This window comes from Providencia alcalifaciens DSM 30120, assembly GCF_000173415.1.
Classification (GTDB): domain Bacteria; phylum Pseudomonadota; class Gammaproteobacteria; order Enterobacterales; family Enterobacteriaceae; genus Providencia; species Providencia alcalifaciens.
In genome coordinates this window covers 182473-194348 of sequence record NZ_ABXW01000046.1, presented here as the reverse complement: position 1 = coordinate 194348, position 11876 = coordinate 182473, and the positions used below count along the sequence as shown (strand labels likewise).

General features: G+C 40.0%; 7 protein-coding genes and 1 pseudogene. 1 reads left to right on the top strand and 7 read right to left on the bottom strand.

Annotated elements, in window-relative coordinates; genetic code table 11:
- The first annotated feature begins 389 nt into the window (after positions 1 to 389).
- On the top strand, positions 390 to 839 hold the full coding sequence (locus tag PROVALCAL_RS09090) for a hypothetical protein (protein ID WP_006658916.1): 450 nt from the start codon (positions 390 to 392) through the stop codon (positions 837 to 839).
- Between the two features lie 87 nt (positions 840 to 926).
- Here the strand turns inward: PROVALCAL_RS09090 and PROVALCAL_RS09085 are convergent, their stop codons facing one another.
- The 7 genes and pseudogenes from PROVALCAL_RS09085 to PROVALCAL_RS09055 all read right to left on the bottom strand — a co-directional run bounded on the left by PROVALCAL_RS09085 (position 927) and on the right by PROVALCAL_RS09055 (position 11375).
- A complete protein-coding gene (locus tag PROVALCAL_RS09085) occupies positions 927 to 2282 on the bottom strand; it encodes an MFS transporter (protein ID WP_006658915.1) in 1356 nt (451 codons plus the stop codon).
- Positions 2283 to 2867: 585 nt separating this feature from the next.
- Positions 2868 to 4148 (bottom strand): annotated as a pseudogene (mgtE, locus tag PROVALCAL_RS09080) (magnesium transporter); the annotation flags it as partial.
- 370 nt (positions 4149 to 4518) lie between these two features.
- Positions 4519 to 6051: an exopolyphosphatase gene (gene ppx / locus PROVALCAL_RS09075; RefSeq protein WP_006658913.1), complete on the bottom strand. Its 1533-nt coding sequence runs from the start codon at positions 6049 to 6051 to the stop codon at positions 4519 to 4521.
- Positions 6052 to 6055: 4 nt separating this feature from the next.
- On the bottom strand, positions 6056 to 8125 hold the full coding sequence (gene ppk1, locus PROVALCAL_RS09070; RefSeq protein WP_006658912.1) for a polyphosphate kinase 1: 2070 nt from the start codon (positions 8123 to 8125) through the stop codon (positions 6056 to 6058).
- A gap of 81 nt (positions 8126 to 8206) precedes the next feature.
- On the bottom strand, positions 8207 to 8752 hold the full coding sequence (gene speG / locus PROVALCAL_RS09065) for a spermidine N1-acetyltransferase (protein ID WP_006658911.1): 546 nt from the start codon (positions 8750 to 8752) through the stop codon (positions 8207 to 8209).
- 720 nt (positions 8753 to 9472) lie between these two features.
- Positions 9473 to 10192 (bottom strand): HNH endonuclease, encoded by a 720-nt coding sequence (locus tag PROVALCAL_RS09060; protein WP_039861815.1) that lies wholly within the window; start codon positions 10190 to 10192, stop codon positions 9473 to 9475.
- Complete coding sequence (locus PROVALCAL_RS09055; RefSeq protein ID WP_006658909.1) at positions 10185 to 11375, bottom strand: AAA family ATPase; 1191 nt, start codon at positions 11373 to 11375, stop codon at positions 10185 to 10187. Before PROVALCAL_RS09055 ends, PROVALCAL_RS09060 begins: the two co-directional genes overlap by 8 nt.
- Positions 11376 to 11876 lie beyond the last annotated feature (501 nt).

Here is an 11876-nt window from a genome sequence, read left to right as displayed (position 1 = left end):
GCTATAGGCTAAAAAACTAACGAAAAAGAGTTAGTTAGACATAATAATAGTTTAACTTGATAGGTACAAAGAAAAATGGAGGAATTATGAATAAGTGTCAATTTATGTACGTCCTGAGTATACGTATATCTACTTGCCGTGACGTACCTATTTAATCAGCGTTAGCGCTAATTAAGTTTAGGATATAATACAATATAAACAAAAATCATTCTTCACCTAATAATTCAATGAATTACCTGAGCTAAATTTGATTAAGAAATGAGTTGATCAAGCGTATATAAATAAAAAATTAGCGCAGTTAGCGTCGGGATTATAAAGTGAATTGGCTCACAGCAGAAAGAGTCAATAATCGTAGCTAATAAGTAATTACATTAAAAGGAATTTAATAGATGAACTTATCGAATACCACTGATTTATTTGAGCGGGTCTCTGAATCTGAGTTTGCATTGTCTGAGCCTTGTCTTAGCCCAAAATTTGAACAAGAAATAACGCTCGAGATGAAGATCAAAAAATTGGTTGATGGGGTACAACCTTTTGACCCGCTAGTTAAAGGTTATTTCGGAGCTCCACAATCTAAGTTTGAATTGTCTGAGCCTTGTCTTGGCCCAGACATTGAACAAGAAATAACGCTCGAGATGAAGGTGAAACAATTGGTTGATGAGGCACAATCTTTTGATCCGCTAGTCACAGATTGTTTCGGGTCATCACAAGCTGAAATGGTCGCTTCTGCTTTAAGCAGTTTTCCTCAGGCAGATATTATGACCTCAAATACTGTTGGGGATATTAATATCAAATATGGCTATGGCATGCCAATTGTGGGACACCATCCAATTATTTAGATAAAAACTGTACTCAGTACACTATGTGATTATTAATAATAAAAGCCACCATTAAGGTGGCTTTTATTGGTTTAGACTAATCGATAACTATTGAATTGTACTGGTATTTAAAACCGGTGCTTTCTCATTTTGCTGTGTTTCATTTGCACTCCAACCTTTCCATGACAGTGGAATAAAGGCTACCGCTACGGCTAATAATGAAACGCCTGCTACATAGTATGCTGGTGCCATGTGAGATTGTTGTAACCATGCACCCGTTAAGATTGGGGTTAATCCACCAAATACGGCATAAGCCAAGTTATAGGCGAATGATAAGCCGGAGAAACGAATTTCTGGTGGGAACGCACGAGTACTGATAATTGGCGTTGTTGCAATTGCACCCACAAAGAAGCCCATTAATGCATAGTTAAACGTTAAGGTACTCGCAGAAATATCGGATGATAAAGTCGAGTAGAAATAGATAGCTGTGACCGCTAATCCACCCCAAGATAACGTCATTGAAGTACGCGTTCCTGCTTTATCCCCTAACCAACCCCAGAAAATGCAGCCTAAAGTTAACGTTAATGTTGCCGCACAGTTGGCTTGCAAAGCCATGTTACGGTCAATGCCATAAATACCTTTTAACACCACGTCAGGCGTCATCAAGATGGTGACAACGATAGCGGTAGACAGTGACCACGTCAGTGCAGCGGTGATCATGCAAGCTTGTTTATGGGATTTAACCACGGTTTTTACTGGTAATTCTTTGGTTAACGCTTTTTTAGCCGCCATCTCTTTGAAAATAGGCGTTTCTTGTAAGAAACGACGCAGATACACAGAGATAAAACCAAAAATACCGCCTAAAATAAATGGAATACGCCAAGCAAAATCATGCACTTCTTGAGTGGTATAAGAGCGTTCAATGATAATGGCAACGATAGATCCCAGTAAAATCCCACCGGTGATCCCGGAAGTTAACGTGCCAACACCTAATCCATAACGTTGTTTTGGGGTATGTTCGGCAATGAACACCCACGCACCCGGCATTTCACCACCGATAGCCGCACCTTGCATGATGCGCATTAATAACAGCAACAGTGGTGCAGCGGCACCAATGGTTTCAAATGTAGGCAAGAAGCCAATAATAAATGTTGGGAAGGCCATTAAGAAAATACTTAAAGTAAACATTTTCTTACGACCGATTTTGTCGCCAAAGTGAGCCATGATAATACCGCCCAATGGGCGAGCAAGGTAACCCGCAGCAAACAGACCCAGTGTCGCCATTAGTGCGAGAAATTCATTATCACCCGGGAAAAAGAGTTGGGAAATAATCTTCGCGTAAAAGACGAAAATAACGAAATCATAAAATTCTAATGTGCCACCTAATGAGGATAAGCCCAATGTTTTATAATCTTCTTTGCCCAACGGTCTAGCCGCGGGCTGGCTGGTTGTTTGCGATGTCATAATTCTGTCCTTCTAAATACACAACATTTCAATATTAGCGCGATGGGGTTATTTGTAATAATAGGTACGTTAAATAGCGAAGTAATTAATATTATTTAGCAAAGGATAAGAGAGATAAAACGAGGGAAAATAAACCTAGGTAATACTCTGTATCTCTAACGTGCCTTCATTTATAGCAGAAAGTTTCATATTCTGTAAACTGTCACCCTTAAAACAAGCATAAGATTCTGTTTAGTTTCCAAAGGTTGAATATGTATTCCGAGTGATAATCAAATGTCACGATATGATATTAATAAAATAATAATTACAGACGATTGTATATTTGAAGCGAAAAAATAAGGACAAAAAAAGCAATAAATAAAAGAACAGGGATCTATTTGGTAAGAAATTAATTAATATTAATAAATCTTATCAGTAAAAGAATATAATTATTTAACAGGGGATAAGGCTATTTATATAAATAATACACGTCTGTTTGAGTTGTTTTAGATTCGTGTTTTGGTGTATCTGAGAGGTTTTTAGAAAAAAAATGGATTTTTATAAACCCGCATACTTTTCATAAGGGGAAGTATGCGGGCTAGGTTATCAGACTAAGAACAGGGTGGCTAAACCTAAGAAAATAAAGAAACCACCAGTATCAGTAATTGCAGTGATCATGACGCTAGAGCCGATAGCAGGGTCTTTACCCATCTTAATCATAATCAACGGGATAAGAACGCCCATGATAGCAGCCATGAGTAGGTTCAGTATCATCGCAAGCGTCATGACGGCACCCATGGCGAGATCGCCGTAGAGTAAGTAGGTGACAACGCCCATGATCCCCCCCCAGACAATACCGTTAATCAAGGCAACGCCAAGCTCTCTAAGCATTAGGAAAGAGAAGCTACCGTTTTGGATTTGGTGTAAGGCAATTGCCCGCACAATCATGGTAATAGTCTGGTTCCCGGTGTTACCACCGATACCTGCCACGATTGGCATCAAAGTGGCTAGGGCAACGAGCTGTGAAATAGTATCTTCAAATACGCCGATCACACGAGAAGCGACGAAAGCGGTACAGAGGTTAATGGCTAACCAAGTCCAACGTGTTTTAACCGCTTGACCCACAGGGGCGAATACGTCTTCTTCAGGACTCAACCCCCCCATACGGCGAATGCTATTGTCATTTTCTTCGCTAATATTATCAACGATATCTTCAACCGTGAGTCGCCCCATAAGTAACCCATTACTGTCGACGACGGCAGCGGAAATTAAGTCGTAACGTTCGAACGCGCTTGCGGCGTCTTCACCTTTTTCATCGGGCAAAAAGGTGACGGTATCCGTTTTCATGACATCAGCAACAATACGTTCTGGTGCTTGAATCAAAATGGTGGTTAGCGGCAATTCACCTTGTAGGTAATTGTCTTTGTCGACAACGAAAATTTTATCTGTCGCTTCAGGTATTTTTCCACGTTGACGGAGATAGCGTTGTACTGTTTTTAGTGTGACATTGGAACGGACGGTGACGAATTCGAAATCCATCATCTGCCCAACGCTGTCTTTAGCATATTGCAGAACTTCGCGAATACGGCTTCGTAAGCTTGGATCTAAATAGGTCAGTAGGCGGCGCATGGTATCGCGTGGCAAATGTTCGGCGATATAAGCTTGTTCATCGACATGTAAACCCGCTACTGCTCGCAGCAGCTCTCGGTCTGACATATCTTTAATTAGGCTATCCCAGACTGACACCGACGCTTCAACTAACACTTCACCACGTTCGTTATTGTCAACTAAGCGCCATAGAGCGAGACGCTCATCGTAAGGCAGCATCTCAAGAATATCGGCGATATCAGCGGTGTGGAGATCAATGAGCAGTTCTTTGACAGCACTAATTTTTTCACTAAATGCTTTATCATCCATACTGACGTGTTGGTCTTTCTCGATAAGAGCATGGACAAACTCTTCGTCTTCCATGAATAACGTCAGTATTTGCTGGCGGATATACGCCAGTCTTTGTGAATGCGGATTGATTATTGTTGCCGCATCAGTTGAAAAAGCAGTTTGTGACATGTTAATCCTTAAACCATTCGGCGCCGAAGCGCTTTAAATTAATTCGCCTGCGAGGTGACGAAACATCTACCCAGTATTGTCGCTGATCCCGAAAAAATATCAAATCGGTTCATATTTCGAATAAGAAGAACAAAACAATACTGACCGCAAATCGCTATTCTTTGTGTCTATTTTTCTTCGTAATAAAACATTATGGCTCATCTTCTGCGCAAATAGTGAGTTTCCAACCTGGAACCTCATCCCAATAGCCACTCTCTTTTTCAAGGTCAAGCAACATTAATGCATTGTGAGTGAGATATTGAGCGGGTAAAAAAAGTGTCCAATACCCACCGTCGGTTTCAATGCGTATAGATGATGGGGTTGTCGTTGATTGGCGCTGATTATTCAATAGGATGGATAAGCGCAAAATCTGAATCAACGGCATGAATTGTTCGCGTTTAAACAGGTTAAACTTTGGAATTTCATCGTACTTGATAGCGCGGCGATGGTTGCGCACTAATGTGGATAAGAGCAATTGTTGTTCTTGGTTAAATCCAGGTAAGTTGGTGTTTTGTAATATATAAGCGGAGTGGCGGTGCATTCCACTATGGTTAATGCTTAAACCCACCTCATGTAACGTAACGGCCCAAACTAAAATGGATTCTAGTTGAGGATTAGCTTGTACTGGATTTTGCTGACGCCACTGATAATACAGTTCTTCTAAGGTTTTCAAAACCCGGTTGCTTTGTTCTTGATCGATATTATAGTGTTCAGCAAGGCTTCGTGCGGTACGCTGTCTAATGTCTTGATGGCGAAAGCGACCTTCCATTTCATAGAGTACACCTTCACGTAAGGCGCCATCAGAAAGCCGTAATTCTTTAATTTCTAATGAGTCGAAAACGGCAATCAAAATGGCTAAGCCGGGTACAAACACCTGTTTTCGCGCAGAAGAAAGACCGGGGATCTCGAGTGCGCGGAACGTTTTGTACTTCAGCGCTATTTGTTTAATTTTTTCGAGGCGTTCGCGGGTAATCATACCATCACGTCCACCCATTTCCATAATGACCGCATGGGCGGCTTTGATGGTACCGGATGCTCCCATGACAACATCCCAAACCTGTTTTTTAAATAACATCGCAGTACTTTCAAGCTTTAAGCAAGCTGCTAAATAAGCGCGATTGAAATTTTCGGGTGAAATGGTTTCGTTAGGAAAATACTGGCGCGCAAAACTAACGCAGCCCATGCGACGGCTTTCAATTAAAATCGGTTCAAACTTTTCGCCGATCACTAGCTCCGTTGAACCACCGCCAATATCGATGACTAATTTGCGACCTTTTTCTGGTTGAGTGTGCTCAACGCCCATGAAAATTAGCCGAGCTTCTTCTTGTCCTGAAATGATCTCAATAGGATAGGGCATGATAGCTTTGGCGCGGCGTAAAAATTCTTCAACGTTGGTGGCGACCCGCAGTGAATGGGTGCCGACAATGCAGACGTTCTCTGGGGTAAAACCTTGTAAACGCTCGGCAAATAACGATAGGCACGCCAGCCCTCGCTCCATGGCTTCTTCACTGAGTTCATTAGTATCACTCAGACCATCCGCGAGGTGCACACGTTTTTTTAAGCGGGTTAAAACTTGTAATGCCCCATTGACGATACGCGCAATAACCATGTGAAAGCTGTTTGAACCCAAGTCAATCGCCGCAATTTCTTGCGGTCTTGGCGTAGATGAATTGGCAATTGGCATAGTATCAAGCTCTTGTTTCAGGCATTTCGAGTGCTTTTAAAAATTCGTAGACAGCTAATTGAGCGCGAATTTTGCGCTTATTGCCGCGAGGAACATAATGATTACTGAGTTCTTTGTCAACAAAACGGGCTTTGACGGTATCGCTGAACTGTAATTCGAGGATGTCTAAGACTAACTGTTTCAGGCGCGGGTCCACTAAACGGACGGCGACCTCGATACGGTAGTCAATGTTGCGTGTCATCCAATCTGCTGAGGAGATAAACACTTTTTCATCTCCTGCGTTGGTAAAGACATAGACGCGGTCGTGCTCTAAGAAACGATCGACCACACTGGTGACTTGGATGTTTTCGCTATAGCCTTGTTGCCCTGAAACGAGGGAGCACATACCCCGAACTAGCAAGCGAATTTTCACGCCGGCATTAGAGGCATCGTACAGTTTGTCGGTCAGTTCTTTATCCACCAGATTGTTGATTTTTAGTGTAATGCCGCTAGGTAAACCCGCGTGTGCATTGGCAATCTCTTGGTCGATTAATTCGGTAATCTTGGTTCGAGTATTCTGTGGAGAGACCATCAAATTATCGAAAGTCACCGGACGATACGGGTTTTCAATAAAACTAAACACGCGGCGCACTTCATTGGTGATTTGCTCATTGCAGGTGAGTAATGAGTAGTCGGTGTAGAGGCGAGCTGTTTTTTCGTTAAAGTTACCAGTACCGATATGGGCATAACGAACAATTTGCCCTTCTTCCATGCGGGAGATAATAAATAGCTTAGCGTGAATTTTCAGTCCCGGCGCGGAGAAAATAACATGGACACCCGCTTCAGTGAGGCGTTTTGCCCAGTGAATATTGGCAGCTTCATCAAAACGTGCTTGCAGCTCCACGACCACGGTCACTTTTTTACCATTGTGGGCTGCGTGGATCACGGAGTCGATAATGCGAGAGTCTTTTGCGACACGGTAAATATTGATTTTGATGGATAACACATTCGGGTCAAACGATGCTTGGCGCAACAGTTCTAATGTATGCTCGAACGTGTAATACGGGTAGTAGAGCAACACATCGCGCTCGCGAATGGCATCAAATCCGTTACGGAAATTATCAAACCAGCGATGGCGAAGGCGGGGTAATGGTTTGTTGAGAAGGTTTTTATTTCCTTCATTTGGGAAGTTAATAAAATCCTTAAAATTATGGTAACGACCACCAGCAATCACCGAGTCATCACTCGATAATCCCAATTTTTCTCGTAACAAAGCGACCATTTCATCGGGCATATCACGTTGATACACAAAGCGAACCGGTTCTGCAGTTAAGCGCTGCTTCAAGGTCGATGACATGATTTCCAGCAGACTGGATTCCATTTCCGTAGCGATATCATATTCTGCATCGCGGGTCATTTTCATGGAATAGGCGTTGAGTTTATCGTAATCAAAAAAGCCTTTGAAAATTTCATCAAGGGTATAACGCAGGATATTATCAATGAGGATCATTGATTTACGGCGCTTCGGCATTTCTGGTGGAAGATTCACAAAGCGCGGAACTTTATCAGAAGGAATTTCTAATAAGGCATATTGCACTTCAGTCCCATTAATAATTTCAACGGCGAGGTACGTGTAATCGTCTTTGAGAAACTCGACCAAGTTAGTATCACGATTGATTAAAATTGGTGTGATATGTTGACGTAGATTCTGCCGAAAGTATTGGCGTAACCAGATTTGCTGACGAGGCGAAATTTGACGTTCGTTAATTAAGAAAATTTGGTTACGCGCCATTTCAAGCAGTAGCTCATTATAAAGTACGTCAAACTCTTGCTCTTGCTTAGCAACTTTGGACTGAATACGTTTGAGAAGATGGCGTGCGCCACTGGCTGAGCCGCGTTCTTCATTGATCAAAATACGGCGCTTAACATCTGCAAAACGAACTTTATAGAATTCATCTAAGTTATTGGAGTAAATGCCCAAAAAACGCATTCGTTCAATCAAAGGGTTACGCTTATCTGCGGCCTCTTGGAGAACTCGTTCGTTAAAAGAGAGCCAGCTGAGCTCTTTTTCATGATAGAGACGTTCTTGGGACATTGTTGCTCCGTATTCGACTGGTTAATGCTGATAAAAACTAATTATCACCGTTGACTTCTATCGCAGCGCTGTGATGGCAGCTTACGCGTTTTCAGACTGCTGTTTCATGGCGAAATATTGGTGCTGGAACACACACATACGGATTGCGGTGTGGTAGCGACCATTCACGAAAAACTCATCAATAAGCTCGCCTTCTGTGTGGAAACCAAGTTTATTATAAATATGGATAGCTTTGACATTTTCTTTATCTACAATCAGATAAAGTTTGTATAAATTTAGCACTGAAAAGGCGTAGTCCATTGCCAGTTTTGCCGCGCGACTTGCATACCCTTTGCCTTGGTGGCGGGGTGCAATGATAATCTGGAATTCAGAACGACGGTGAACATAATCAATTTCAACCAACTCGACTAAACCCACTTTTTCACTGTCATATTCGACAATAAAGCGGCGCTCGGATTGGTCATGAATATGTTTATCGTAAAGATCACTGAGTTCAACGAATGCCTCATAAGGCTCTTCGAACCAATAACGCATAATGTTGGCATTATTGTCCAGCTGGTGGATGAACGCTAAGTCTTCACGCTCAAGTGGGCGCAACTTAAACAGATGAGCTTGCCCGGTCGTCATAAAACACCTCGATTGTTGTTAATTATAAAACTATTTATGGCGAAAGTATCAATTAGAAAATTAATTACTTAGCGCTGTTATAAGGATACCACTTATTTGCAATAAAATAATGACAGAAAGCAGGGGGCGGGAGAGTTTGTCGAAGATTAGTTCGTTTAAGTGAAAATGGTTAGTAGTAGGTTGGTGATCGGGTGAAGACACAATACAGGGCAGAGATTATCGCCACCCAAAAATTGTACTCGCTTGGATTTGAATCTGGATGGCGGTGATGAACATCTAGTTTGGTGGGCTGCTTTGTGCCAAGAGCAGAAGTTGTCTACAACAATCTGTCTTTATCACTAAAAGGCAGATAAAATGACAGTACTGACCCATGGTGCAAAATAATCTTATGAAGTTCTTCGTAATATAAGTTCTCTGCTTGCTTCAGGTAGTGGATTGAATACGGAAGAAGGCGGCATGGTAGCTGTCGCGACAAAAATCGTCGGGTTCACGCTTCGATTGGCAGGATAAATCGATTGAGATGAAAGAGTGTTCAGGCTTAAGATATCATAGTAAACGACTGGTCTGCGAATTAGGTCAGTCGTGCATCGAAACAGCAATGGAAAAAACTGAGCATGGATTATGAAGGTATCGTGAAGAAAAAAGAAAAGCAACGTAAGAAGTCTACAATGCAAAGCTTCCTGTTTTGCATTGTATTAGGATTTAATTTTGTATCTTCAATTATCTGGCATCTAATTGAAGATAAGATGAATTATCATGCAACTCGATAAGATCTGCATCCCACATGTTATTCTTTAAAAGTAAATCCTTTAACTTTCCATAATCTTTATTTGAATGCAAAGTATACGCAGTAAAAGCTGAGTAGGGTTTATCAGATTGGCAGGCTTGTAATAATTTAGTCATGCTATTTCTTAACTGGTCTAAATTAGAAGATATTTTTGTCAATTCAGATAATTGCCTGCTTATTTCATTTGATGCCAAAAATCTTGAATATACAACACGATCATCATCATTAAGATAAAGTTTTTCTATGGTATTCTCTCCCTTAAGATCTTTACCATATAGTCTAAATGCTTGCTGCTTTAAATGGATTCTAGGATCATCATCATAAGGATTTACTATTGGATTTAAATTGACATCTAAAGTCCATTTTTTACGGTTGCATCGAGCACAGGAAGGAAGCAAATTTTCCCATTTCACTACATCATCAGGATATTTATCTTTATCTTTGAAATGTTCAACTTGCATATATGAATCTTCTTTTTGTAATTCACATTCACAATATGCACATTTATATGAACTGCTCTTTAATAGAGCATCTCCAATTGATTTTGTTTTCCAGACAGCTTTTGATTTATCTTTTTTAAACTCTTCAGTTAATTCTTTAACTTTAGCATCGGTGAGATATATAGGCTTCAACACCCGTTTCAGCTTAATCATTTTCATCATCCGAAATTTTATCTAATTGCATTTTGAAAACGGGACGAAGTGGATATTGAGGATGTAGCATTTTGTCTAGTTCTTGGAAAGCCGACAGCGCCTCTTTTTTATCTTCTTCATTAAGTGCAATATCAAACCTTCTCTTAACCTGATTATATTTTATAGTCCTTAAATCTGGCATACCCATGATATCTTCAAGTATCTCTTCAATCGTCCACCCTTGATAACCATATTTTGAGCTTGGAAGAGATCTTTGACTAACAATTCCATCAATACTTCTTTCAAGAGCGATAACCTCACCATACGCAGCAGTCTGAACTACATGAGGGCTATGTGTTGTAATAAAAAATTGAGCTTTAGGAAAGACAGATTTCAAAATACCACAGATTTTTCCTTGCCATTCAGGGTGAAGATGAAGTTCAATTTCGTCAATTAAAATTATCCCTTCATAACATTCAGCTGATATTTTATCTTTCTCAAAACGATAATCAATTTCCTTAATTAACCCTAAAAGAATAAAGATTATTGACTTAAATCCTGATGAGAGATATTCAAGATATATCTCTCCAGTGGGAGTCATCAGAAAAATCTCATTTCTTGTATCAAGGCGATTAAATGAGTAAGTTGAATTTAATATACTAAAACATTTTTTTGAAAGTTCGAGGTTTTCTAATTGAGTTTCTGATAAGTGATTTTCATGCTTGCTATGTAATACCCTGTTCAAAAACCAGTCTTTGATATCTTCATTGTCAATACCTGAGCTGCTATAACGAGAACGATGCTGAATTTCAGGATCAGATTTTATTGAGCTAATTTTTTTGTAATTAATGTTTCTATTGGTTCTAAGGTATAAAAGATTATTCTTATTTTTTTCGTATGAATTATTAACAATGTATTGATCATTTGCACTTGGTTCGAATTTTTGTATTTGAATATTGAGGGCGAAAGCCTTAGGGGCTACATTTTGAGTGACATCCATTTCAATAAAACCGTTTTCACTCCCAGATTTCTTGCTAATGATATTTTTGTCAAACTCACTAAAGCAAGATGCTATAGAGTCCAATACATTTGTCTTTCCAACACCATTCTCTCCACAAATTATATTTATTTGTTGATTTAAGTTTTGCAATACAAGATTTGAAATCCCACCAACATCTATTATTTTTATACTTTCTATTTTCATTTGGTTATCCTAATTATCAATTAAAACTTATGATATCTTTATGAACTCGTGTTTAATTATACTGAAAATAATAAAATTGTTGACATTTTATTATTTCAAAACTGTGAACTGCTAATATCACTACAGTATGAAGTTCGTTGATTTTTATCTGTATTGGTCGCCATTTTTGAATCTGCAATGTCAGCTTCTCGCTCTATTTTGGATTTAACGCCGCGTAATTTTACTAACCCAGTTATCATAAAAAGAAAACCATGAGCACCTATCAAATATGCAAAATATCTTAAGGAAAGTGGTCAAGGCAACTAATCAGCAACGAATGTTAATTCAAACTGAATTTGAATGGTCCGCTCTTCGCTCACAGCAGAACACCCGACGCTCCAGATGTACAGTTTTGTGCTAGGGACTAAAGTTGCTAAAATGGTTTACCGTGACCAATAGAGTCAGAAGGCAACAAATCTGCATGTTTTGAGATATAGACTGATTCGTTTTCTTAAATGCTAT